General features: G+C 60.0%; 23 protein-coding genes and 1 riboswitch. Of the genes, 13 read left to right on the top strand and 10 right to left on the bottom strand.

The genetic code is table 11. The features are described from left to right. Both PIB16_RS18530 and PIB16_RS18525 read left to right on the top strand, forming a co-directional pair. The gene (locus PIB16_RS18530; RefSeq protein WP_271046151.1) at positions 1 to 927 is read left to right on the top strand and encodes an ABC transporter ATP-binding protein; all 927 of its coding nucleotides are present in this window, start codon (positions 1 to 3) and stop codon (positions 925 to 927) included. Then, positions 924 to 1,685 carry an ABC transporter permease gene (locus PIB16_RS18525; RefSeq protein ID WP_003520396.1) on the top strand — a complete coding sequence of 254 codons (762 nt, stop codon included), beginning with the start codon at positions 924 to 926 and terminating at the stop codon, positions 1,683 to 1,685. Before PIB16_RS18530 ends, PIB16_RS18525 begins: the two co-directional genes overlap by 4 nt. 169 nt (positions 1,686 to 1,854) lie before the next feature. On the opposite strand, the gene PIB16_RS18520 is transcribed toward PIB16_RS18525, so the two are convergent. The 5 genes from PIB16_RS18520 to PIB16_RS18500 all read right to left on the bottom strand — a co-directional run bounded on the left by PIB16_RS18520 (position 1,855) and on the right by PIB16_RS18500 (position 6,996). Then, on the bottom strand, positions 1,855 to 2,640 hold the full coding sequence (locus tag PIB16_RS18520; protein WP_271046150.1) for an SDR family oxidoreductase: 786 nt from the start codon (positions 2,638 to 2,640) through the stop codon (positions 1,855 to 1,857). Between the two features lie 24 nt (positions 2,641 to 2,664). Beyond that, positions 2,665 to 3,624, bottom strand: a complete 960-nt coding sequence (locus tag PIB16_RS18515; RefSeq protein ID WP_063947625.1) for a sugar-binding transcriptional regulator — start codon at positions 3,622 to 3,624, stop codon at positions 2,665 to 2,667. Between the two features lie 21 nt (positions 3,625 to 3,645). After that, entirely contained in the window at positions 3,646 to 5,115 is a 1,470-nt protein-coding gene (locus PIB16_RS18510; RefSeq protein WP_271046253.1) for an FGGY family carbohydrate kinase, read from the bottom strand. Between the two features lie 115 nt (positions 5,116 to 5,230). Continuing rightward, a complete protein-coding gene (locus PIB16_RS18505) occupies positions 5,231 to 6,187 on the bottom strand; it encodes a transketolase family protein (RefSeq protein ID WP_271046149.1) in 957 nt (318 codons plus the stop codon). Continuing rightward, positions 6,187 to 6,996 (bottom strand): transketolase, encoded by an 810-nt coding sequence (locus PIB16_RS18500; protein ID WP_078052753.1) that lies wholly within the window; start codon positions 6,994 to 6,996, stop codon positions 6,187 to 6,189. Before PIB16_RS18500 ends, PIB16_RS18505 begins: the two co-directional genes overlap by 1 nt. Positions 6,997 to 7,437: 441 nt before the next feature. Here PIB16_RS18500 and PIB16_RS18495 point away from each other — a divergent pair, with 441 nt between their 5' ends. From PIB16_RS18495 to PIB16_RS18480, 4 genes are all read left to right on the top strand, one after another. Beyond that, positions 7,438 to 8,418 carry an ABC transporter permease gene (locus PIB16_RS18495; protein WP_065655910.1) on the top strand — a complete coding sequence of 327 codons (981 nt, stop codon included), beginning with the start codon at positions 7,438 to 7,440 and terminating at the stop codon, positions 8,416 to 8,418. Positions 8,419 to 8,552: 134 nt separating this feature from the next. Continuing rightward, a complete protein-coding gene (locus PIB16_RS18490; protein WP_271046148.1) occupies positions 8,553 to 9,482 on the top strand; it encodes a sugar ABC transporter substrate-binding protein in 930 nt (309 codons plus the stop codon). Positions 9,483 to 9,600: 118 nt separating this feature from the next. Continuing rightward, positions 9,601 to 11,079, top strand: a complete 1,479-nt coding sequence (locus PIB16_RS18485) for a sugar ABC transporter ATP-binding protein (RefSeq protein ID WP_125147032.1) — start codon at positions 9,601 to 9,603, stop codon at positions 11,077 to 11,079. A 14-nt stretch (positions 11,080 to 11,093) separates the two neighbouring features. Further along, entirely contained in the window at positions 11,094 to 11,882 is a 789-nt protein-coding gene (locus tag PIB16_RS18480; RefSeq protein WP_035262232.1) for an SDR family oxidoreductase, read from the top strand. 269 nt (positions 11,883 to 12,151) lie between these two features. Here PIB16_RS18480 and ribB read toward each other — a convergent pair whose 3' ends face one another. Then, positions 12,152 to 12,793 (bottom strand): 3,4-dihydroxy-2-butanone-4-phosphate synthase, encoded by a 642-nt coding sequence (gene ribB, locus PIB16_RS18475; RefSeq protein WP_065655913.1) that lies wholly within the window; start codon positions 12,791 to 12,793, stop codon positions 12,152 to 12,154. Positions 12,794 to 12,913: 120 nt separating this feature from the next. After that, a riboswitch (FMN riboswitch) is annotated at positions 12,914 to 13,064 on the bottom strand. Positions 13,065 to 13,354: 290 nt separating this feature from the next. On the opposite strand from ribB, the gene PIB16_RS18470 reads away from it, so the two are divergent. Further along, positions 13,355 to 13,957 (top strand): hypothetical protein, encoded by a 603-nt coding sequence (locus PIB16_RS18470; RefSeq protein WP_271046147.1) that lies wholly within the window; start codon positions 13,355 to 13,357, stop codon positions 13,955 to 13,957. A 268-nt stretch (positions 13,958 to 14,225) separates the two neighbouring features. On the opposite strand, the gene PIB16_RS18465 is transcribed toward PIB16_RS18470, so the two are convergent. Genes PIB16_RS18465 through PIB16_RS18455 form a run of 3 tightly spaced genes read right to left on the bottom strand, consistent with a single transcriptional unit; the run spans position 14,226 to position 15,926 of the window. Further along, positions 14,226 to 14,933: a TIGR02281 family clan AA aspartic protease gene (locus tag PIB16_RS18465; RefSeq protein ID WP_271046146.1), complete on the bottom strand. Its 708-nt coding sequence runs from the start codon at positions 14,931 to 14,933 to the stop codon at positions 14,226 to 14,228. Continuing rightward, positions 14,930 to 15,121: a DUF1289 domain-containing protein gene (locus PIB16_RS18460; RefSeq protein ID WP_271046145.1), complete on the bottom strand. Its 192-nt coding sequence runs from the start codon at positions 15,119 to 15,121 to the stop codon at positions 14,930 to 14,932. Before PIB16_RS18460 ends, PIB16_RS18465 begins: the two co-directional genes overlap by 4 nt. A gap of 19 nt (positions 15,122 to 15,140) precedes the next feature. After that, on the bottom strand, positions 15,141 to 15,926 hold the full coding sequence (locus PIB16_RS18455) for an adenosylcobinamide-GDP ribazoletransferase (RefSeq protein WP_333780002.1): 786 nt from the start codon (positions 15,924 to 15,926) through the stop codon (positions 15,141 to 15,143). A 152-nt stretch (positions 15,927 to 16,078) separates the two neighbouring features. Between PIB16_RS18455 and cobT the strand changes: the two genes are divergently transcribed. After that, entirely contained in the window at positions 16,079 to 17,113 is a 1,035-nt protein-coding gene (gene cobT, locus PIB16_RS18450; protein WP_271046143.1) for a nicotinate-nucleotide--dimethylbenzimidazole phosphoribosyltransferase, read from the top strand. A gap of 8 nt (positions 17,114 to 17,121) precedes the next feature. Then, complete coding sequence (locus PIB16_RS18445; protein WP_271046142.1) at positions 17,122 to 17,526, top strand: diacylglycerol kinase; 405 nt, start codon at positions 17,122 to 17,124, stop codon at positions 17,524 to 17,526. Positions 17,527 to 17,572: 46 nt separating this feature from the next. Here the strand turns inward: PIB16_RS18445 and pdhS2 are convergent, their stop codons facing one another. Further along, positions 17,573 to 19,108, bottom strand: coding sequence for a two-component system sensor histidine kinase PdhS2 (pdhS2, locus tag PIB16_RS18440; protein ID WP_035262217.1), 1,536 nt, complete (start codon positions 19,106 to 19,108; stop codon positions 17,573 to 17,575). 108 nt (positions 19,109 to 19,216) lie between these two features. Between pdhS2 and PIB16_RS18435 the strand changes: the two genes are divergently transcribed. The 4 genes from PIB16_RS18435 to PIB16_RS18420 all read left to right on the top strand — a co-directional run bounded on the left by PIB16_RS18435 (position 19,217) and on the right by PIB16_RS18420 (position 22,259). Then, positions 19,217 to 19,810: a thermonuclease family protein gene (locus tag PIB16_RS18435; protein WP_271046141.1), complete on the top strand. Its 594-nt coding sequence runs from the start codon at positions 19,217 to 19,219 to the stop codon at positions 19,808 to 19,810. Beyond that, complete coding sequence (locus tag PIB16_RS18430; RefSeq protein ID WP_271046140.1) at positions 19,803 to 20,447, top strand: uracil-DNA glycosylase family protein; 645 nt, start codon at positions 19,803 to 19,805, stop codon at positions 20,445 to 20,447. Before PIB16_RS18435 ends, PIB16_RS18430 begins: the two co-directional genes overlap by 8 nt. Positions 20,448 to 20,517: 70 nt before the next feature. After that, positions 20,518 to 21,006 (top strand): Lrp/AsnC family transcriptional regulator, encoded by a 489-nt coding sequence (locus PIB16_RS18425; protein WP_003507846.1) that lies wholly within the window; start codon positions 20,518 to 20,520, stop codon positions 21,004 to 21,006. 287 nt (positions 21,007 to 21,293) lie between these two features. Beyond that, positions 21,294 to 22,259: an aliphatic sulfonate ABC transporter substrate-binding protein gene (locus tag PIB16_RS18420; RefSeq protein WP_078052761.1), complete on the top strand. Its 966-nt coding sequence runs from the start codon at positions 21,294 to 21,296 to the stop codon at positions 22,257 to 22,259. The last annotated feature ends 255 nt before the right edge of the window (positions 22,260 to 22,514 follow it).

The raw sequence follows: 22,514 nt of genomic DNA, 5'->3' as shown, positions 1-22,514 counted from the left end.
ATGAATGCCATTGTTTCGATACGGAATCTGACAAAATCCTACGCAAACGGCTTTCAGGCGCTCAAAGGTGTCAGCCTCGATATCAAAGAGGGGGAAATCCTCGCTCTTCTGGGTCCGAACGGTGCTGGCAAGACGACATTGATCTCCATCGTTTGCGGCCTCGTCAATCCCGGTGAAGGTTCGGTGCTTGTCGGCGGGCATGATGTGGTGAAGGACTTTCGCCAGACCCGCGCCCTGATCGGCCTCGTGCCGCAGGAACTGACCACCGACCAGTTCGAGACCGTGTGGAACACCGTCAGCTTCTCGCGCGGCCTGCACGGGCAGAAGAAGAACCCGGAACTGATCGAGCGCATCCTGAAATCCCTGTCGCTCTGGAACAAGAAGGACAATATGCTGCGGGAGCTTTCCGGCGGCATGAAACGGCGTGTGCTGATCGCCAAGGCGCTGGCGCATGAGCCGAAGGTTCTATTCCTTGACGAGCCGACGGCCGGCGTGGATGTGGCGCTGCGCCGCGACATGTGGAACGTCGTTTCAGAGCTGCGCGCCAAGGGCGTCACCATCATCCTCACCACGCATTACATCGAAGAGGCGGAAGAAATCGCCGACCGTGTGGGCGTCATCAATAGCGGCGAATTGCTGCTGGTGGAGGAAAAGACGGCGCTGATGAAGAAACTCGGCCGCAAGCAGCTTTTCCTGGAGCTTGCCCAGCCCGTGGAGCAATTGCCCGACAGTCTTGCGCCCTTCGGGCTGACGCTTTCCGATGACCGCTGCACCGTTACTTATGAAATCGAGGACAATGGCGAACAGGGTCGTATTGCCGACGTTCTGAGCGCCCTTTTTGCCGCCAACATCCATTTCAAGGATATTTCAACGCGGCAGAGTTCGCTTGAGGATATCTTCGTTTCGCTGGTGGGAGGCCAGAAATGAATTTCGAAGCCATCAAGGCCATCTATCTGTTCGAAATGGCGCGCACGCGCCGCACCCTGCTGCAGAGCGTGGTCTCGCCGGTCATTTCCACCTCGCTCTATTTCATCGTCTTCGGAACCGCGATCGGTTCGCGGATTCAGGAGGTTGGCGGTGTTTCCTACGGCGCGTTCATAACGCCCGGCCTCATCATGCTGACGCTTCTGACGCAATGTATCGGCAACGGCTCCTTCGGCATCTATTTCCCGAAATTCACCGGCACGGTCTACGAAATCCTCTCCGCTCCGGTGGCGATGACGGAAATTCTGGCCGGTTATGTCGGGGCGGCGGCGACCAAGGGGCTGATGATCGGCACGATCATCCTGATAACAGCCTCCTTCTTCGTGGATATCACCATCGCCCACCCGTTCATGATGATCCTGTTCTTCGTTCTCACGGCGGTGAGCTTCAGCCTGTTCGGCTTCATCATCGGCATCTGGGCGACGAATTTCGAGCAACTGAACCTCATCCCCATGCTGGTGGTGCCGCCGCTGACCTTCCTCGGCGGCAGCTTCTATTCCATCGACATGCTGCCGCCCTTCTGGCAGACGGTCAGCCACTTCAACCCGGTGCTTTATCTCATCAGCGGTTTCCGCTGGAGTTTCTACGAGATCGCCGACGTCAATCCTGCCATCAGCCTTGCGATGATCACGCTGTTTCTGGCGCTCTGCCTCGGTGTTGTCGGCTGGATGTTCAAGACGGGGTATAGGCTGCGCAACTGACGGTACGGCCTACCTCCCTCATTCCTGTGCTCGTCACAGGAATCCAGCCGACACGCGTCTGCGTGGCGGAAAGACTCTTTTCAGCCCAAGGACTTGGGCTGGCTGGATCCCTGTGACGAGCACAGGGATGAGGGAGGTTGGCTGCTCCGCACCCGTTCCCAAACGAGCCTCAAGACATAATCAACCCACCATCGACATTGATCGTCTGGCCGGTGATATAGGCCGCGTCGTCGGAAGCCAGAAACGCCACCAGTGCGGCGACTTCGGCGGGCGTTCCGGCGCGGCGCATGGGGATGTTGCGCACCCATTCGGCCATCAGTTCGCCGGGCTTGTACTCACCCAGCATCTGGCCCCAGACGCGGTCGTTATAGTCCCACATTTCGGTGTGGATGATGCCTGGGCAAATGGCGTTGACGGTAATGCCTTCCGGCGCGAGTTCCTTGGCAAGGCTCTGCGTCAGGCCGATAACGCCGAACTTCGAGGCGGCATAATGCGGGGTATAGATGAAACCCTGCCGTGCCTGACCGGAGGCGGTATTGACGAGGCGGCCCTTGGTGCCGCTTTCGCGGAAGCGGCGGATCGCCTCCTGGCAGCAGAGAAAGGCGCCCTTGGTATTGACGTCGAGGTTAAAATCCCACTGTTCCTGCGTCAGTTCCTCGATCTTCGAAATGGTGATGACGCCGGCATTCTGGACGGAGATGGAAAGCGGGCCGATAGCCTCTTCGGCGGCACCATAGGCCTCGCGCACCGCTGCCGCATCCCGAACGTCGAGGATCACGCCATGGGTGACGCTGCCCGTCTCGTCCGCCAGTTTTTTGGCGGCATCCTGCGTGTCTTTGTCGACAGAGGCGATGGCGACTTTCGCGCCTTCCTCGGCAAAACGGCGGGCGATGCCGTAACCGATGCCCTTGTTGCCTCCGGTCACGAATATGGATTGACCTTCAAAGCGCCTCATGTCTCCTCCTTTATGGGATTTTGGCTATGTTTCCTGGCCGACCAGTCGTTCGGCGGTGAATTTGTCGGTGACGAGTACGTCGATCACCCCGGTTCTGAGCGCGCCGGCAATCGCCTCGGTCTTTTTCGAACCGCCGGCGAGCGCAATGACACGGTCAACATTGGAGAGGTTTTCCAGCGGCAGGCCGATGACCCGGTCGTCGAGCGGCGTCTTCACCGGTTTGCCGTCCTTGTCGAAGAAGCGCAGCGAGATGTCGCCCACCGCACCTGCCTGCGCGAGATCGGCGAGTTCCTTGGCGGAAAAGATGTTGCCAGAGCGGGCGAGAAGCTCCGACGGCTCGACCGCACCGATGCCCACGACGGCGAGTGTGATCGACCCGAAGAGATCGATGGTTTCTCGCACGAAGGGGTCGGCGAGCATCAAAAGCTTGGCTTCGCGTGAGGTGGCGACGCCCGGTACCGGCAGCAGTTTCGGCTCGGCCTCCGTCAGCCGCGCCAGACGCGTGGTGATCTGGGTCGCATGCGTCTGCACCGATGGGTCGCCCATGCCGCCCAGCGTCTGGACGATATAACGCGCCTTGGCGCCTTTTAGCGGGTGGATGTTTTCCACCATCTTGAAGATCGTCTGGCTCCAGCTGGAAACACCGATGATCTCGTTCTGCGACAGCGTCACCTCGAGGAAATGCGCCGCTGCCTCGCCAATGCGGGCCATGATCGCGCCGTCGCGATCTTCGCTGCAATCGACAACGATGGCTTCCGGCAGGTCGAAACGTTCGCGCAGTTGCGCTTCCAGATCGCTATAGGTACCGGGCGGCGGAATGATGCTGGTGCGGACAATGCCTTCCGCCTCGGCGCGCTTCAACATGCGCGAGACGGTGGCCTGCGAGAGATTGAGATGCTGGGCGATTTCCGCCTGACGTTTGTGCTCGCTGAAATACATCTGCGCCACGCGGGAAATCATTCGAAGTTCGTTTAGCCTGCCCATAAGCCCTCCAGGGGTGAATTTTTATTCACCATTACCCGAGGTTACAGGCAAGGTCGAGCGGGCAATCGCATCGCGCCAGATGCCGAGCCGCTGGCTGTTTTCGCTCGCGGACGGCGCGATGGTGTTGCCGTTGCTGTTCAGCGCCGCGATGGCATCGAGATCGCTCCAGACACCCAGGGCGAGGCCGGCGAGATAGGCGGCACCCAGTGCCGAGGCTTCCGGCGCGTCACGCTGGATGACGGGGTGTTGCAGCATGTCGGCGACACATTGCATCAGGAAACGGTTCTGGCTCGGGCCGCCATCCACGAACAGGCGCCCGAAGCCGGAAGGCGACTGCGCGCGCATGGCGGCGAAGACGTCATGGACCTGAAAGGCGATGGAATCGGTGACGGCGCGGGCCATCTGGGCGCGGGTAGTGCTGAAGTTGATCTGGGAGAAAAGCGCACGCGCATTCGTATCCCAATAGGGTGCGCCGAGGCCAACGAAGGCCGGCACGAAACCGGGGCCGTTTGGCTCAGCAGTGGCGGCCAGCTCGACAAGGGCGCTGACATCCGGCAGGCCGAGAATCTCCGTCATCCAGGGCAGGGAGGCTGCCGAAACGAGAATATTGCCCTCGAAAGCGAAGGTCGGTTTGCCGCCGAGCCGCCATGCAACGGTGGTGGTGATGCCGCGTTCGGGCGCGATGAAATGCGGCAGGGTTGTCATGACCGAGGAGCCGGTGCCGAAGGTTACCTTGCCGTCACCCGGATTGAAGGCGCCATGGCCGAAGAGGGCAGCGTGGCTGTCGCCGATGGCGGCGAGGATCGGTGTGCCGTCCTTGATGCCGGGAACGCCTGATGTGACGCCAAAATCGCCGCTGCTGTCGCGCAGATCGGGCAGAGTGTCGATATCGATGCCGAAGAGCTCGCAAAGCTCATCGCTCCAGACCTGCCGGTTGAGATCGAGCACCTGGCTGCGGGCGGCGTTGGAGGCGTCGCAGGCATGGACCTCGCCGCCGGTGAAGCAATGGATGAGCCAGCTGTCGATGGTGCCGATGCGGAGCCTGCGGCCCTTCGGCGCGCGCTCCAGCAGCCAGCGCATTTTTGCGCCCGGAAACATCGGGTCGATCGGCAGGCCGGTCAGCGCCATGACGCGCTCGGAATGGCCCTTCTCGATCAGTTCGGCGCAATCCTGCGCCGTGCGGCGGCATTGCCAGCTGAGCACCGGGCCGAGCGGCTCGCCGGTTTCGCCGTCCCAGATGGTTACGGATTCGCGCTGGTTGGAAATGGCGATGGCTGCGACATCGACGGTGGAGGGCGCGGCGGCGAGGCAGGCGGAGATCGCTTCGCAGACCGAGGCCCAGATGCGCTGCGGCTCCTGTTCCACCCAGCCGGGCTGCGGATAGGCGATGCCGACCGGTGATGAGCCGCGCGCCAGCAACTCTCCGCTTTCCGAGACGAGAATGGCCTTGGAATTGGTGGTGCCCTGATCGATGGACAGAATGGCGCGCATCATGGGAGTCTTTCGTCGGCAGTTTTCGTTTCCGCCTTGCGGCGATTAAACGACGATATTGCAGAAAGGGTGTCGCCGCGCATCCGAAGACACGCGACGACTCTGGGAGGAGACTTTATTTTCTCTTGATCAGCGCTTCGGCCGCATCCGCAATGGCGGCCGGCGCCATGCCGAATTCATCCAGCAGCCATTCGGCAGAACCGGTATGGGCGAAGACGCCCGGAACGCCGAGGCGCTTCATCGGTACGGGGGCCTGTTCGACCACGACTTCGGCAATGGCCGAGCCGAGGCCGCCGAAGATCGAATGTTCTTCAGCCGTCAGGATCGCGCCGGTTTCCTTCGCTGCTGCGACGATGGCCGCCTCATCGATGGGACGCACGGTCGCCATGTTCAAAACCCGAGCCTTGATGCCGCGGCTGGCCAGAATATCGGCGGCCTTGACGATGCGGTGCGTCAGCGTGCCGTTGGCGATCAGCGTCACATCGGAGCCTTCACGCAGCAGGTTGGCGCGGCCGAGTTCGAAGACATGGCCTTCCGGCAGCAGATCAGGCACGCCGACGCGCGACAGGCGCAGGAAGCAGGGGCCGGCATAGTCTGCCGCCCATTTGACGGCGGCCGCCGTTTCGATGCGGTCGCAGGGGGCGATGACCGGCAGGTTTGGCAGAACGCGGGTCCAGGCGAAATCTTCGATGGAATGATGCGTCGGGCCGAGTTCGCCATAGGCCATGCCCGAGGAGATGCCGATCAGTTTCACATTGGCGTTGGAATAAGCAAGGTCAGCCTTGATCTGCTCCAGCGCGCGGCCGGTGAGGAAGCAGGATGCGCCGCAGACGAAAGGCAACTGGCCGCCATTGGCGAGACCGGCGCCAACGCCGACCATGTTCTGTTCGGCGATACCGACATTGACGAGGCGCTCGGGGAATTTCGACTTGAAGCCGCCGAGCTTCGAGGAGCCGACCGAATCGTTGCAGACGGCGACGACCTTGTCATTGCCGGCTGCCAGCGCTTCCAGCGTTTCGGCGAAGGCGTCGCGGCAGTCATAAAGCTTGGCGGCGGTTACGGGCGCGTTCATCACAATGTCTCCGAAAGTTCTTTGACGGCGATTTCATATTGTTCCCTGCTCGGAACCTTATGGTGCCAGTCGACGCGGTCCTGCATGAAGGAAATGCCGTGACCCTTGTTGGTGTGGGCGACGATGCAATGCGGACGGTCGCCGCGATGCTCCAGCGCCGGCACGACTTCCGCCATGGCATTGCCGTTGATTTCGCTGACTTCCCAGCCGAAAGCCTCGAGCTTCGGGCGAAGCGGCGCGACATCATTGGTTTCCGAAAGCGCCGCACCCTGCTGGAAGCGATTGTGGTCGACGATCAGCGTCAGGTTGTTCAGGCCGAATTGTGCGGCGGACATGATGGCTTCCCAGTTGGAGCCTTCCTGCATCTCGCCGTCGCCGGTCATCACATAGGTGTGGTAGTCCGCGCCGGAAAGCTTGGCCGCCTTGGCCATGCCCACCGCAACTGGCAATCCATGACCCAGCGGGCCGGTATTGGTTTCCACACCCGGCACCTTGTTACAGTTCGGGTGGCCGTTAAGGCGCGAATTCGGCTGCAGGAAAGTCGAGATTTCCTCTTCGGGGATGAAGCCGCGCTTGGCCAGCGTCACATACAGCGCGCAGGCCGTATGGCCCTTGGAAAGCACGAAACGGTCGCGGGCAGGGTTTTTCGGATCATCCGGCCAGATGCGCAGGACGCGGAAATAAAGGGCCGTCATGATGTCGATAGCGGACATTTCGCCGCCGACATGGCCCGCACCAGCTTCGAAAACAGCCTGTACGTCGCGAAGGCGAATCTGGCGCGCAATGCGCTCTAGCTCCTGGGACTGCATGGAATCCTCTTCAAAACATGCGTGTGAATATTTATACAGCTATTTATATAATTGCAGAGATGGCGTTTCTGTCAAGCCGGAATTGCGGATTCTCTTGTTTCAATCCGTGCTGGTTATTTCTGCCGCTACATTCGCATTCACGGTGAAGAGCATCTCTACAGCCCTCATTCCTGTGCTTGTCACAGGAATCCAGTCAGCCCAAGTCCTTGGGCTGAAAGGGCTCTTCCCGCCGCGCAGACGCGCGTCGACTGGATTCCTGTGACGAGCACAGGAATGAGTAGAGAGGCGGCAGGCTGAAAGCCGCCTGTCCTTGTTCACGGCAGGCCTCGCCATTAACGCCCTATTGACAACCTTCTCGAAACTGGCTTATGCATGTTTCACCGACAATGAATAATTATTCTAATCGGTTTAAAAAATGCAAGACAGTCACCGGGAGGAGCCATGTCCGCGATTGAACGCAATGAGGGGGTCACGCACACCAGGAGCCCGCTTGCCTGGTTGAGCGGAGCGACCGGACCTCTTTTGGGCTTGCTGCTGCTCTGCGTGTTTCTGACCTTCGCCAGCGAGAATTTCCTGTCGCTGCGCAATGGGCTCAACATTCTCGACCAGATCACCGTTCTCGGCATCATGGCCGTCGGCATGACCTTCGTGATCCTGCTTGGCGGCATCGATCTGTCTGTCGGCTCGGTTCTGGCGCTGTCGATGATGATCATGGGCTGGACGGCAAATGTGGCGGGCATGCCGATGGGCATGGCCATCGTGCTGGCGCTGATCGCGTCCGCCGCCTGCGGCCTCGTGGTCGGTATTCTCGTCACTGCCTTCCGCGTGCCGGCCTTCATCGCCACGCTGGCGATGATGTCGGTGGCGCGCGGTCTCGCCAATATGATCACCGATGGACAGCAGATCGTCGGTTTCCCTGACTGGTTCATGATGCTGGCAATCGACCGCCATTTCGGCGTGCTGACAGCGACCGTGCTTTTGATGCTCGTCGTCGTTCTGGTTTCCTGGTTGTTCCTGCGCTTCCGTTCGGAAGGCCGGACGGTCTATGCGGTCGGCGGTAACCCGGAAGTGGCGCGCCTTGCCGGCATCAATGTGCCGCTGGTGACGATCTGCGTTTATGTCGCCTGTGCAGTTCTTGCCGGTCTCGCCGGCATCGTTCTTGCGGCGCGTCTCGACTCGGTGCAGCCCTCCAGCGGCTTCGGTTACGAGCTGGATACGATTGCGGCCGTTGTCATCGGCGGAACCTCGCTTTCGGGCGGTGCGGGCGGCATCGGCGGAACGCTGATCGGCGTGCTGATCATCGGCGTGCTGCGCAACGGCCTCAACCTGCTCAACGTCTCTCCCTTTTTGCAGCAGGTCATCATCGGTGTCGTCATCGTGCTGGCCGTTGGCGCTGAAACCTTGCGCCGCCGCAGAAGCTGAATTTGCCTGCGGACGGTGCTGAGCCGTCCGCGCAATAAACGACCCTCCTTATTGGGGAGGCGTGAAATAAACGGCCGGAGGGGAGGAGGTTCGATCTGCCCGAAGGTCAACAATCAACAAATGGAGGAATAATCATGAAATTTTCACGCATTCTGCTGACATCCGCCGCCCTTCTCGCCCTGTCGCTCGGCTCTGCCAATGCCGCCGAAGTCAAGAAGATCGGCCTTGCCGTCGCCAATCTGCAGGCGAACTTCTTCAACCAGATCAAGCAGGCCGTTGAGGCCGAAGCCAAGACGCGCGGCATTGCCGTCGTCACCGTCGATGCCAAGGGCGATGGCCCGACGCAGGTGAACCAGATCCAGGATCTGCTGACCCAGAATATCGATGCGCTGATCTATATTCCGGCCGGTGCCGCCGCCGCGACCGTTCCGGTAAAGCTTGCCAAGGCCGCCGGTGTTCCGGTCATCAACATCGACCGCAATGCCGATGGCGCGCCGGGCGATACCTTCCTCGCCACCGATTCCGTCGCCTCCGCCAAGGCGGTTTGCGATTACATCATCAAGCAGGCCGGCGGTTCGGGCAAGATGGTCATCATCCACGGCCAGAAGGGCACGACGCCGGAAGTGGACCGCACCAAGGGCTGCATGGAATCGGTGAAGGCCAATTCCGGTGTGAAGATCGTTGCCGAACAGTGGTCCAATATGTGGAGCCAGGATGAAGGCTTCCAGATCATGCAGAACATGCTGCAGGCCAATCCGGATATTTCCATCGTCTTTGCACAGGCCGACGGTCTGGCGCTTGGCGCGGCGCAGGCGATCAAGGTCGCCAACCCTTCGCAGAAGATCGTCGTTGGCGGCTTCGATGGCGATACGGCGGCGCTTGAGGCGCTGAAGAACGGCGTGTTCGACGTGACCGCAACACAGCAGACCCAGAAGATGGGCCGCACCGCTGTCGAGATGGCCGTCAAGATCGTCGGCGGCGAAAAGGTTCCGGCTGTGCAGCTTTCCGATGCGACGCTGACCACCAAGGAAAATGTCGAAGGCTTCATCGCCAACCATCCCTGATGCATCCGCCCCGCGCGTCCGATGGGATGCGCGGGGCATTCATTGGTTTGTCTTTATGCAATTTGGACACAAGGCTGTGGCGGATCTCCGCCGCGATCATGTCCTGGGAGGTCCCGTCATGCGCGAGCCGGTTCTTTCGCTCCGTGGCATCAGCAAACGTTACGGTCCGCTCGAGGTCCTGAAAAACGTCGATCTCGACGTTTATCCCGGCGAAGTGGTGGCCCTGCTGGGTGAAAACGGCGCGGGCAAGTCCACGCTGTCAGGCATCATCGCCGGTTCGCGCGAGCCGTCCGAAGGCACGATGACATGGCTCGGCCAGCCCTATGCACCGTCTTCGCCGCGAGAGGCGATCGACAAGGGCATCGTCCTCATCCATCAGGAATTGAAGCTCCTGCCGGAGCTTTCCATCGCCGAAAACGTGTTCATTGGCCGCTGGCCGATGAAGAACGGCGTTGTCGACCGTGCCGAGATGGTGCGCAGAGCCCAGCAGCAATTGGCGCGTCTCAACCTCCACATTCCCGCGACCCGCAAGGTGGCCGGTCTTTCGACTGCCAATCAGCAGCTGATCGAAATCGCCAAGGCGCTGGCGCTGGACGCCAAACTTCTGATCCTCGACGAGCCGACGGCGGCACTTGGCGGCGCGGAAACGCAGGCGCTGTTCGAGCAGGTGCGCAAGCTGCGCGCCGAGGGCGTGGGCATCATCTATATTTCTCACCGCATGGAAGAGATCAAACAGATCACCGACCGCATCGTCGTGTTGCGCGATGGCGAGCGGGTGCATGAATTCGCCGATAGCGCGACGCCGGTACGGACCATTGTCGAAAGCATGGTCGGCCGCTCGCTGGAACGCCTGTTTCCGACGCTGCCGGAACCGCAGGACAAGGTGGTGCTGGAGGTCAAGGGGCTGACCGGCGCGACCAATGCCTTCCGCGACATTAGCTTCGGCGTTCGCGCCGGTGAAATTCTCGGTATTGCCGGTCTTATCGGCGCGGGACGCACCGAACTGGTGCGGGCCATTTCCGGCGCCGATCCGACGAGTGCGGGTGAGGTGCTGCTGGATGGCAAGGTGCTGACGTTGAAAAGCCCGGCGGACGCCATCGCCAAGGGCATCGTCATGGTGCCGGAAGACCGCAAATTGCAGGGGCTGGTGGTGGAGCACGAGATCGGCGAAAACCTGATCTATGCCAATCTCGACCGCGTAGGCACCGGCTGGATCACGCCGCGTATCAAGCGCGCCTTTACCAAGGAGGCCATCGCCAAGTTTGGCGTGAAGGGCCGTAGCGAACAGCCGGCATCTGATCTTTCCGGCGGCAACCAGCAGAAGGTGGTCATTGCCAAATGGCTTGCCCGCAATCCGCGTGTGGTGGTGCTGGACGAGCCGACGCGCGGCATCGATGTCGGCGCGCGGGCGGGCATTTACGATATCATCGTCGATCTGGCCAAAAGCGGCGTGGCCGTCATCGTCGTCAGCTCCGATCTCGAGGAGGTGCTGGGCGTTTCGAACCGCATCCTCGTGCTTGCGCAGGGAAAACAGGCCGGCATCCTCAACCGTGACGAAGCAAACGACGTCTCGGTCATGGAACTGGCAACCATCTGAAGAAGGAAATACCGATGTCTACCATCACGCTCAATGCGCCGAAACTGTTCGATCTTTCCGGCCAGGTGGCGCTCGTCACCGGCGCCGGTTCCGGCATCGGCCAGCGGATCGCCATGGGGCTTGCCCAGTCCGGCGCCAATGTCGCGCTGCTTGACCGCCGCACCGATGACGGTCTGGCGCAGACGGCGGATTTCATCGCCAAGGCCGGGCGCAAGTCGATCCAGATTGCCGCTGATGTGACCAGCAAAGAGGCGCTGACCGATGCGGTTGCCCGCACCGAGGCCGAACTTGGCGCGCTGTCGCTCGCCGTCAATGCGGCCGGCATCGCCAATGCCAATCCGGCCGAGGAGATGGAGGAAAGCCAGTTCCAGACGATGATGGACATAAACCTGAAGGGCGTTTTCCTGTCCTGCCAGGCGGAAGCCAATGCCATGCTGAAGAACGGGCGCGGCGCAATCGTCAACATCGCCTCCATGTCCGGCGTCATCGTCAATCGCGGGCTGATGCAGTGCCACTACAATGCCTCGAAGGCAGGCGTCATCCACATGTCGAAATCCATGGCGATGGAGTGGGTGGGTCGCGGCATCCGCGTCAACACCATCTCGCCCGGTTACACGGCGACGCCGATGAATACGCGGCCGGAAATGGTGCACCAGACGAAGCTGTTCGAAGAGCAGACGCCGATGCAGCGCATGGCGGGCGTCGATGAGATGGTCGGTCCGGCGATCTTCCTGCTCTCCGATGCGGCGAGCTTCGTGACGGGCGTGGATCTGCTGGTGGATGGTGGTTTCTGCTGCTGGTAGGGTTTTCGACGCGGTAGCGCTGAGGTGGATGATGGGGCGCGCCAGACCTATGGGTCAGGCTGACGCGGCTTTTCCCTCCGTCACCCCGGACTTGATCCGGGGTCCAGCGCGATCAAGTCTTTGATCGCAAAATACTCTTCTCACGGCGCAGACGCGCCGTGGCTGGATGCCGGATCAAGTCCGGCATGACGGAAGAGGACCAGACGGTTTCACAGGCATCACGCCCGGCTTGCGCCGGGCGTTTTTGTATTCACACCGCGAGCAGCAGCTCAAGCGACCTGCTTCTGCGCCACTTCCTCGACAACCTCGCCCTTGAGGTAAGCAACAAGGTCCTTGATCGTCACGACCAGCAGGCCGTGGCGTTCGGCGAAGACTTCGAGCTGGGGCAGGCGGGCCATGGTGCCGTCGTCATTGGCGACTTCGCAGATGGTGCCGCAGGGATATTTGCCGGCGAGGCGGCAGAGGTCCACAGCTGCTTCGGTGTGCCCGGTGCGGCCGAGAACGCCCTGTGGGTTGGCGCGCAGCGGGAAGATGTGGCCGGGGCGGGCGAAATCTTCCGGGCGCGATTCTTCCGATACCAGCGCACGCACGGTTTTTGCGCGGTCGGCGGCGGAAATGCCGGTGGTGGTGCCCGGAATATAGTCCACCGAGACGGTGAAGGCCGTCTTGAGGGATTCGGTGTTGCGCGACACCATCAGCGGAATATCGAGCGCATCGAGACGCTCGCCCGGCATGGCGACGCAGATCAGCCCGCGCGCATGGTTCATCATGAAGGCGATCTGCTGTGGGGTGATGCTGTCGGAGGCGGCGATGATATCGCCTTCATTTTCGCGGTCTTCGTCGTCAACCACAATCACCATCTCGCCACGGGAAATGGCTTCGATCGCGTCTTCAATTTTAGCAATGGTCATTTTCTTTCAAGCCTTTCAAGGGTTATGCCGTTTTGCGGCATTTTCGCGCTTCGAGAAGCGCCAAATATCCCTTGGGCGAACAATGCAATGCGAAGCCCGCTCACGCGCGGGCGTCCTATGCCTTGTCCTCTTCCATCCGGACTATACCGTCGGCTCCGGCCTCTCACCGGATCTGCTGACCTTCCGGCTTTGGAGACCGGAAGCGCTCGCGGGCTCCGGGAAAAATCCCGATACCGCCGGTGGGGAATTGCACCCCGCCCTGAGAACGGAACCAACATAAATTATCAAATGGGAAGGAATCAAGGGGCAATGGTTCGTTGGGCGGGTGCCGGGCAGAAAGAAATCTCTCGGAAAGGCGTTTCTACGAGCATTTTAGTTCCGCCCGTTTCAGGTTGAGTTCCTACTGCGTTTTTCTATCGAGACCGATTTGATATTGGCGGCGCAATCCTGGCCAGTTCGCCATCTGAAGTATCGTATTTATGTTGTTAATATTGGCGTCTTGTGATTTTTATATTGTCATTATCGCAATATGTATTTTCTTATATTTAAGGGAATTGTTGCATGTCAGCGACGCAGCAAATATCTGAAAGCCCGCAATTGCTCGCCGCGTTGGTGGCGGCTTCCACAGCCTTCACACTTTGGATACTTGGACAATTTGTAGCGGTGGGCGTAGGATTCTGGAAAAAATCGCGAGAAAAAGAGAAATTCATTCGATCCCTGTATGCGGAAATCGACTTTAATACAGCCGATATGGCGATCTTCCTTGCCGCGCCTATTTCCTATGTGACTTTCAGGGAGCGCATCAAGGAAAACAAAGATTTCGTTCCGCATATTACAGATGCACGTCACACCCATTTCTATCTGAAGAATATCGATTCCATATCGGCCACTGGAAGAGAGTATATTGGCGATGTCGTCTATTTCTATGGTGTTCTGGATAAAATCCGCGCCAAGATAGATGGAATATACCGTAAGAGTTTCACCAATATTTCACTCGAGGGTCGGGAAAGCGCCATTCGTAGCCTCTACGAGCACGCGGAAGAGGCAAAGAAAACCGGCGAGAAGCTTTTGCAGACAATGGAAAGAAAATACAGGGGATACAAACTAAAGCGAAAAATCCGTTCACCGGGCATCTCAAAAAACCAAAAAGCGCCGAAACCATAGTTCGACGCTTCGCTTCTCTACAGTGGAAGGACGTTTAGATCAAAGTAGGATAGGATCTGGACCGATCATGTTGAGAACTCCTGCGTTGAATATGTAATCTTGTCTCATGGTCAATGCGGCCTGTCAATGATTTGCCGAGGTGGCGGTATTTTTCGAGATAAGCCACTGCTTCAGCGGGTCAGCGTTGATCAACCCTTTCCTCGTTACTTCACATATATTGTGATGGGGGCGTTTGATCGCAAGATAAGGTGCCTTCTCCGAGAGCAGCTTACCGATCCCGCAATCGCAATTCATCGGTCTGCATCTGCAGCGAACCGAGCGTCGACAGGAAGCTCATGCCGAGCAGGCTTTGGCCCAATTGGCCATCCTGCGCGACGAGGGCGGGGATGTTGCGTCGCATGATCGGGCCAATACTGATTTCCGAAAGGGTAACGGGGGCTGCCGCCGTGCGACCATTCGCGGTCATCACCGGCACGGTATAGCGGAGATTTGCGGTGTCGATGCCGATTTCTGCCGCATCCGCATTGGCGAGCACCACGGAACTTGCACCGGTATCGACGAGCATGTGGATCGTCTTGCCTTCGACGCCGACATTTGCCTCGAAATGGCCGCTCATCGATTTTTGCAGGACGATTTCCTGTTCGCCGCCAGCTGTCGTCACCACCACGGCGCGGCCGGGCATCAGGCCGCCGAGCAACCGGTCGCCGAAGGATTGCAGGTCGTAGCGATAGAGATAGAGCGAGACGAGGCCGAGAATAATGACGAGCCAGACGGCGAGCTGGCGGATGACGGTGCTGAAACTGCCTCGTCTTCCCGCCAGAATGCCGGCCGATAATAGACCGGCAATGGGCAGAAGATAAAGCACGTGGGCGAATTGATCGTTGTCGATGCCGAGCGTTCGGCCGCCGTCGTGATTGATGAGAAGCAGGCCAAGGCCGACGGCCAGCAGGAGGAGAACGATGGTCAGCCTGTTCATGCGGTATGCGTCTCCTTGGCGGTCTCGGGCAGGTTTGCCAGTCTTTGCGGCAGCGACCGCATGATTTCGCGGCGCTTCTCGTCGCTATAGCCTGCCCAGCCGCCGATTTCATCCAGCATTCGTCCGCAGCCGATGCAGAGGCTGCTGGTTTCATCGAGGCGGCAGATATGGATGCAGGGTGTTTCCATGATGATTTATATCAGGCCGTCACGCCGCAAGGGCAAGGGCGATGAGAATCACGATCTCCGTGATCTGCTGGCAGGCGCCGATGGTATCGCCGGTATGGCCGCCGATCTTGCTGTCGCAGACCCTACCGAAAAGGACGGCCGCCAGAAAGGCTGCCGCCAGCACGAGGGCAATCGACAGGAGCGGCAGGGCGTGCAGCGTGAAGAGCGTGAAAAGCAGTAGCCCGATCACGAGCGCGATGTTGCGCTCGCTGGAGCCCGGCTGACCGGCGCCGGCGGCGATGCCGGAGGTTTTGGCGGCAGGCAGGGACTGCCAGTGCCACACCATCAGGGCGCGGCTGAGGACAAGCGCGGCGATCAGGGCGGCGGCGGCGGTCTTTGCCGGCAGCGTCTCAATGAGCGAGGCGAGTGCGGTAGCGCGAAGCGCAAAGGACATGATCATGGCAATCGTGCCATAGCTGCCGATGCGGCTGTCCTTCATGATCTCAAGGGTGCGGGCCTTCTCCTTGCCGCTGCCGAAACCGTCGGCCATGTCGGCGAGACCGTCTTCGTGCAGAGCCCCCGTGATGAGGGCCGTCAGGCCGATGACGAGCCAGCCGGTAAGTTGCGGAGAGGCGTCGAAGACTGCGAAAACCACAATAAGGAAAGCGGCGGGCAGGGCGATCAGCAGGCCGGCGGCGGGAAAGGCGCGGGCTGTGCGGCGCATCGACACGCCGTCGGCATCATCGAAAAACCGCGAAGGAACGGGCAGGCGGCTCAGAAAGGCGAGGGAATGCATGACATCTGTTATAAAATCCCCGGCCTTCATGCTCTCTCCGTTGCAGTCGCTGCATTTCCGGTTGTTCCGCGGCGCATCCGCGATTATGAGAGGCGCAACAAAGACCGATTTGCCGGAAAACACAAGTTCCGGACGCATGAGCCGATGCGACAGCCAACCCGACGACGAGAAAGACAGATATCATGAGCATGAGCGGATTGCCCTTCGACGATTTCCGCGCGCTGCTGCGCGAGCTTCCCGGCCCGGATACGCACGCGCTTGTGGCGGCCAAGGAGCGCAATGCGCAGCTGACCAAGCCTGCCGGTTCGCTCGGACGTCTCGAAGAAATCGCCATGTGGCTAGCGGCATGGTCGGGCCGTTCTCCGGCCGTCACCCGTCCGCTGGTGGCGATCTTCGCCGGCAATCATGGCGTTACCCGGCACGGCGTCACGCCCTATCCGACATCCGTGACCCAACAGATGGTAGAAAATTTCGCGGCAGGCGGTGCGGCGATCAACCAGATCTGCGTTGCAAACGATCTTGGCCTGAAGATTTTCGATCTGGCGCTCGATTACCCGACCGGCGACATCACCTGCGAGCCGGCGCTTTCCGAGCGCGACTGCGCCGCCACCATGGCCTTCGGCATGGAAGCGATTGCCGGCGGAACCGATCTTCTCTGCGTCGGCGAAATGGGTATCGGCAACACCACCATTGCGGCGGCGATCAATCTCGCGCTTTATGGCGGCACGGCGGAAGAATGGACCGGTCCGGGCACCGGTTCGGAAGGCGAAGTCATGGCCCGCAAGATCGCGGCGGTGAAGGCGGCGGTGGAGTTCCACAAGGATCATCTGTCCGATCCGCTGGAGATCATGCGCCGTCTCGGCGGACGCGAGATCGCAGCGATTGCCGGCGCCATCCTTGCTGCCCGCGTGCAACGCATTCCCGTGCTGATCGACGGTTATGTGGCGACGGCCGCTGCCGCTCTCCTCAAGGCTGCCAATCCTGCGGCGCTCGACCATTGCCTGATCGGCCATGTCTCGGGTGAGCCCGGCCATCTGGCCGCCATCGAAAAGCTCGGCAAGACGCCGCTTCTGGCGCTTGGCATGCGGCTCGGCGAAGGCACGGGGGCAGCGCTTGCCGCCGGCATCGTCAAGGCCGCCGCCGCCTGCCATTCCGGCATGGCGACATTCGAAGCGGCGGGTGTGGACACCCGCATCAGCTCCCGCCCCGACCATTGAGGCTGAAGATGGACGTGACGCCGCAAAAGAAGCAACCGGAACCCGCCTTTCGCAAGGAAAAAGGCTGGCGGCATCTTTTTGCCGCCGCGCGCTATTCCGTGCAGGGGCTTGGCCGGCTGTGGCAGGAAGCGGCGTTCCGGCATGAGGTTCTCGCCTTCGGCGTCGGGCTTACCCTGCTTCTGGTCGTCGGCGCACCCTTTGCCCATCTTCTCGTCTTTACGGTGCTGATGCTGTTGCTGTTTTCGGTGGAAGCGCTCAATACCGCCATCGAAGAGCTGGTGGATCGCATTTCACCGGAAATCTCCTCGGTCGGGCGGCATGCCAAGGACCTCGGCTCCTTTGCCGTCTTCTGCCTGTTGATGGCGAACGGATTTTTCGTGCTGTATTCGCTGGTAACGACGCTGTTCTTCTGAAGTTCTCCCGGACGGAAAACCGGAGGCCACTTTTCCTGGAAATGCCTCAAGCGAAGGACCGGCGGCGCGGCTGGATGGCGTGGGTTTCTTCCACGGCCGGGAGGCTTTGCAGCACGCGTTTGGCCGGCAGGATGGCGATGCCTTCAGTGCCCTCGCGCAGTTTCGATTTCAGGATGAACTGGCCGTCATGCTTGGCCAGAATGGCCTGAACGATGGGCAGGCCAAGGCCGGTTCCCTGTTCGGCGCTCTTGATCGCGATCGATCCCTGACCGAAGGCGGACAGCACCACGGGAATTTCATCTTCGGGAATGCCGGGTCCGTTATCCCTGATCGAGACATATTGGCCGCCGCCTGCCGTCCAGCCCGCCTTCACGAGGATTTCGCCGCCCTGCGGCGTGAATTTCACGGCGTTGGACAGCAGATTGAGGATGACCTGGCGGATGGATTTCTCATCGGCCCAGACCTGCGGCAGGCTGTTTTCGAACTGCTGGGAAATTTTGATGTTCTTGGCGCGGGCGCGAAGCTGGATCATGCCGATGCAATCCTCGGCGATTTCCAGCATCGAGATCGCTTCTTCGTTCAGGTCGTAGCGGCCTGCCTCGATGCGCGACAGGTCGAGGATTTCGTTGATGAGATCAAGCAGATGCTGGCCGGAGCGATGGATATCGCCGGAATATTCCTTGTAGAGCGGATTGTTGAGCGGGCCGAGCACTTCCGACGACATGACTTCCGAGAAACCGAGAATGGCGTTGAGCGGCGTTCTGAGCTCGTGCGACATGGAAGCGAGGAAGCGCGATTTCGCCAGATTGGCTTCTTCCGCGCGCCGCCGCGCCTCGTCCGAAACCGAATTGGCGACTTCGAGTTCGGCAATCAGGTCGTCCTTTTCCGTCTGCGAGGAGAGGAGCTTGATGCTGGTCTGGTAAAGCCGGCTGGTGATGCGATGGCAGAAGAGGATGGCCATGCCGAACATCAGCGCGAGACCGACATCGAAAGGATTGCGCGAAATGGCCGAGGTCATGCAGAGAGCCGCGAGCACCGGCAAAAAGGTCATGAAGGTCGCCCGTCGCAGCATGAAATTGGCCATGGCGGTGAGCGAAAGCGCGATCAGCAGCGTCGAGCCCTTGAAGAAAAGCACGAGCGTCGGGTCGTTGCGCACGGGTTCGGCCAACGCAAACATCGCCCAGGCGCAGCCGATGAGGATCTGCATGCCGAGGAAGAGACTTTTCCAGTGCTGAAGATTGTCGGCCGTGATTTCCTGTTTTGCCGCCCGCTTGGCCAAGAGCAGGGAAAAGGCGTGGAAGCTCAGCGCAATCAGCGACCAGATGATCAGGCTGATGTCGCGCGTTATATAAAGGCCGATGATGGAGGCGAGCAGGATGAAAAGCGGCATGATCATCGCGCCCTGCAGGGTTTCGGCGATGTGCATGGTCAGCATTTCGCGTTCATAGGCGTCGCTTGCGCCGGCCCCCTGCTGCAGGCGTTCACGCGTCGTCTTCACCGTGTCGAAGACCGCCTTGTTGCGGTGCTTTTTCGACCGGTCGACGATGATCTTGTCGGTGGACGTGCTGACGCTTTTACTCATTGTTACAACGCAGGGTGACATGAACCCTTGCAGACTACGCGCAAAATCTTAAGAAGATGCTGCCGTGAAAGGATTTGTTTGCCATTTCTGACAAGGGTTTGTTGTTACATGAGACGAAATGGAGGCAAGGGCAGGCGGTTTTCGGCATTTCGCGATGGCGGGCTTTTTCTCGCCACGGTTTTTCTGGGCATTCTGATCGCGGCCAAGCTCGACCAGATCAACAGCGAAACCTATAGCGGCCGCTTCTTCGTGATCGATGGCGATACGCTGTCGAAGGGTGAGGAACGTTTCCGGCTGCTCGGCATCGATGCGCCGGAGCTTTCGCAGACATGCCTGCGCGGCAGCGAAAGCTGGCCGTGCGGTGAGGAAGCGCGTCGTGTCCTGCAAAGGCTGGCCGGGGCTGTGGATTTTTCCTGTTCCGGCAGTTCCAGGGACCGTTACGGGCGGCTGCTGGTTTATTGTTCCGCCGGCGGCAGGGATGTCTCATCGGAAATGGTGTCGGCGGGTTTTGCCGTCGCATCTGGTTATTTCCAGTTCTCCAGCGAGCAGGCGGCGGCGCGCAGGCAGGCACGCGGCATCTGGGCGGGAGAATTCGAGAAACCGTCGCAATGGCGGCGGGAACACCGTGCCGCGGATCTGGAAACGCCGGCGGCGGGTTTCCTCACCATTGTCCGTCATCTTCTGGGGTGGGATCATGGTTGAGCTAGCGCCGGTGCGTGATGACGGGCTGGACGTATTGCGCGGCGAAATCGCCCGTTGTCGTCTCTGTCGCGACAAGCCGCTCAGGGGAATGGCCGATCGCCTGCCGCACGAACCCCGGCCGGTGGTCGTCATATCCACCAAGGCGCGCATCCTGATTGCCGGGCAGGCGCCGGGGCTTCGCGTGCATGAAACAGGGCTGCCGTTCAACGATGCCTCGGGTGACCGGCTGCGCCAATGGCTGAACGTCGACCGGCAGACGTTCTACGATCCGGATCGTTTCGCCATCGTGCCCATGGGCTTCTGTTTCCCCGGTTATGACGACAAGGGCAGCGACCTGCCGCCCCGGCGCGAATGCGCGCCGCAATGGCGTGAGCGGGTAATAATGGCGATGCCGCAGGTGGAGCTGATCCTCGCCATCGGCCAATATGCACAGGCTTTTCACCTGGGTGAAAGGCGGCGCAAAACCATGACGGAAACGGTGCAGGACTGGCGCGGCTTTCTCCATGCCAATTCCGGCCCCGGCATTTTTCCCCTGCCGCATCCAAGCTGGCGCAATACCGGCTGGCTGAAAAAGAACCCATGGTTCACGGAGGAACTGCTGCCGGTTCTGCGACAACATGTGGAAATGCGGCTTTAGTGAAACAATTTTCTGTTTTTCTGCAAAAATTAGTGTATTGAAAGGAAATTAATTCAGGAGGATAGACGCATTGGATCGCCTAGACCGTAAGATTTTGCGCATTCTGCAAGAGGATTCCACGCTGGCCGTTGCCGATCTGGCGAAAAAGGTCGGCCTTTCCACGACGCCCTGTTGGCGGCGTATCCAGAAGATGGAGGAAGACGGCGTTATTCGCCGGCGCGTGGCGCTGCTCGATCCGGTCAAGGTCAACACCAAGGTCACGGTTTTCGTCTCCATCCGCACCGCCTCCCATTCCATCGAATGGCTGAAGCGTTTCTCCGAGGTGGTTTCCGAGTTTCCGGAAGTCGTCGAATTTTACCGCATGAGCGGCGATGTCGATTACCTGCTGCGCGTCGTTGTGCCTGACATTGCGGCCTATGACGCCTTCTACAAGCGCATGATCGCCAAGATCGAAATTCGCGACGTGTCCTCCGCCTTCGCGATGGAGCAGATCAAATATACGACCGAGCTGCCGCTCGATTACATGCTGCTGGACAATCCGAAATCCGGCGAGGAGTGATCGTCCGCCGGTCAATTTTTTCGACCAATGCCCTTTCCGGTTGCCGGGGAGGGCATTTTCATTTGCGGGTCGTTTTTCCCGTCGATCTGGCCCGCCAAGGGCTGATCCAGCCGGAAGGTCCATCCCGGTAGCCGCCGCCGGGGCACGACAATTCTATTCCACCCATCGTGGCAAATTCGCACATTCAATTCTCCCGGAGCTGTCTGCGCGCAAACTGCGATTTTGATAAAATCTCTCGAATATCTACGCTTTTACTGTCGAAGGATGGAATAGCGAGGGATATCCATATGCTTACACGACGCGGAACATTGGGACTGATTGCAGGTGCGACCGGGGCGGTGTTTCTGCCGCATATCCGGCGGGCGAGTGCCGCAACCGCCACATTGCGGATTGGCTGGCAGAAGAATGGCGTGATAGCGCTCGCGAAAAGCCAGGGCGCGCTCGAAGCGTTGCTGAAGGATCGCGGTATCGAGGTCAAATGGTCGGAATTCTCCTCCGGGCCGCCGCTTCTCGAAGCGCTGGGTGCCGGTGCGCTGGATATCGGCCCGACCGGCGATGTGCCGCCGCTTTTCGCGCAGGCCGCCGGCGGCAATCTGCGTTATGTGGGCACTTACAAAGCGGCGGCCGGCGGATCGGCCATCCTCGTGCAGAAGGATTCGCCGCTGAAGACGCTGGAAGACCTGAAAGGCAGAAAAGTCGCCTTCAAGCGCGGCTCCAGCGCGCATAATGTCACCGTCAAGGCGTTGCGAAAGGCAGGGTTGACGTTGAATGATATTACGCCGGTCGATCTTGCCCCGCCGGATGCGGCCGCCGCCTTCCGAAGCGGTAGCATCGATGCCTGGTCGATCTGGGATCCTTATTTCGCCGTGGCGGAAAAAGAGCCGACGACACGGGTTCTCTCGACCGCCGAAGGCATCGTCGATCCGTGGAGTTATTTCCTTGCCAATGGCGATTTCGTGGAGGCCAATCCCGATCTCGTGCCGTTGATCCTCAAGGAACTGGCGAATGTGGGTGCGAAAGCGCAGGCCAATATCGATGCAACGGCAAAGTCGCTGGCGTCGATCACCGGCGTTCCCGAGGATGTCACCAAGGTCTCGCTAACGCGGCCGGGCGCCGATCTCGGGCGGGTTTCGCTGGTTCCGGATCAAGCCATCGCCTATCAGCAGGCACTTGCGGATGAGTTCTACGATCTGAAGATCGTGCCGAAGAAACTCAACGTGGCGGATATCGTCTGGCGGCCGAAGGCGAGCTGAGCGGGTCGGAAAAGGTGAGTCTCTTCAACCCGCTGGCGGGTGTTGCTAAGAGGTTGATTCAGGAAAATGCCATTCTTGCCGCATAGGGCGAGCCCGTGCCGCCTGTTTCTTCTCCCCAAGGGGGAGAAGGTGGCCCGAAGGGTCGGATGAGCGACTGTCTTTGATGTCAAGCGTTTTGCCATGGTTTGTTGTCTCTGATGATGGCGTTGAGCATTGTCAGAAGCTTTCGCATGGTTGCGACGGTAGCGAGGATTT

The sequence above is a fragment of the Agrobacterium sp. ST15.13.015 genome (assembly GCF_027871645.1).
Classification (GTDB): Bacteria; Pseudomonadota; Alphaproteobacteria; order Rhizobiales; family Rhizobiaceae; genus Agrobacterium; species Agrobacterium leguminum.
The sequence above is the reverse complement of the archived record's forward strand: the minus strand, read 5'-3'. Positions and strand labels throughout refer to the sequence as shown.